3 protein-coding genes are annotated in these 1,184 nt (G+C 69.3%); all 3 read right to left on the reverse strand.

Annotated features, from left to right (window positions below; translation table 11 throughout):
• On the reverse strand, window positions 1-254 hold a 254-nt coding region (locus tag BJF79_RS63955), incomplete at its 3' end, for a hypothetical protein (RefSeq protein ID WP_262403286.1).
• Window positions 251-736 carry a hypothetical protein gene (locus BJF79_RS40235; protein ID WP_075905302.1) on the reverse strand — a complete coding sequence of 162 codons (486 nt, stop codon included), beginning with the start codon at window positions 734-736 and terminating at the stop codon, window positions 251-253. The genes BJF79_RS40235 and BJF79_RS63955, both read right to left, overlap by 4 nt.
• A gap of 21 nt (window positions 737-757) precedes the next feature.
• Window positions 758-1,147, reverse strand: coding sequence for a hypothetical protein (locus BJF79_RS40240; RefSeq protein WP_075905304.1), 390 nt, complete (start codon window positions 1,145-1,147; stop codon window positions 758-760).
• Between the last annotated feature and the right edge of the window lie 37 nt (window positions 1,148-1,184).

Genomic DNA, 1,184 nt, shown 5'->3' on the forward strand with positions numbered 1-1,184 from the left:
CGGGCGCGCGTGAGGGGCTCGTGGACGTCGTCCGCAGGACGACCGCAATCAGGGACCGCGCACGTCGGGGCGTCTCCGAACGTCGCGTGGACGACCGTGCGGCGTTCGCGGTTTTCCGCGCGGCGCTTCCGGCTGACCAGCGCCAACGGAGTCACCCGCGCAAGCGTGGTGGCGGCATGCAACGGGGTGCGGCGCTCGAGCGGCTTCCCCGACGACAAGGGCGTGCGGCGCTGCAGACGACTGGTGCGGTTCACTGGTCCCCCGCCTCGAGCTCGGGGCGGAACAGCCCGCCCAGGAGTTCACCGAGTTGGCCGTCCTGCCACGCCCTCGCGACGAGGTCCGCAGCGTCACGTTCGAGGGTGACCATCGGGTGCGGGTCGCCCTCGCGGACGAGCAGTCCGGGGATCACCTCGCCCGTCGCCGGGTCGACGACGCTGCCGGTCTGCCGCGCGAACGCCAGCATCCGGTCGATGAAGTCGGGCTTCACCTGGACAACGAACTTCTGCTCGACCTCGCCGGGGTGGGTGACCAGCACCCACTCCAGGAAGGCGTCCTCGTCGTCGACTTCGGCGGTGGTCTTGCCCTTCGCGAGGGTGATCGACCCGATCTTCGTGTCGCCGGGGAGGACCGCGGCGTTGCGGTCGCTGACCTTCCACGTGTCGGTGACGGCCGTGGCGGTGGTCGTCCTCGCCTTCTTGAGCCGGTCCTGCAGCACCTTGATGAGTGCGAGGGCCAACGCAGCCTCGTCCTTACTCAACTACCTCGTCCTCCCCGACAAGTCGAAGGCTTGGCGGGACAGGACACCGATGGAGCGCAGGACCTCGATCTGGTCCTTGATCGCCCACACGTACGCTTCGGCGTCTTCCCGCTGGACCTTCGCGGTCCTGTAGATCCACAGCTCCGTGTCGAGCTGGGTGTTGACCCACGCGTCACGGACGGCGACAGTGACGTCCCCCGCGGCGCGGCCCACGTGGGGGCATTCATTCGAGAGCAGCAGCCGGTCGCGGGTCCGGTCGCGGATCTTGCGGGCGTCAAGTTCCCGCTCCCGCGCCTGCCGCAGCGCGTTCTGGGCGCGGGCGATCTCGTTGTTGAAGTGTGTGGAGGTCCCGCTCCACCTCCGCAGGGGTGAGATGGGCGTCCGGCTCAAGGAACACGAACCCGCTCATTGGGGCGCCGTCCCGACC

This window comes from Actinomadura sp. CNU-125, from assembly GCF_001942465.1.
In the GTDB taxonomy this organism is placed as follows: domain Bacteria; phylum Actinomycetota; class Actinomycetes; order Streptosporangiales; family Streptosporangiaceae; genus Spirillospora.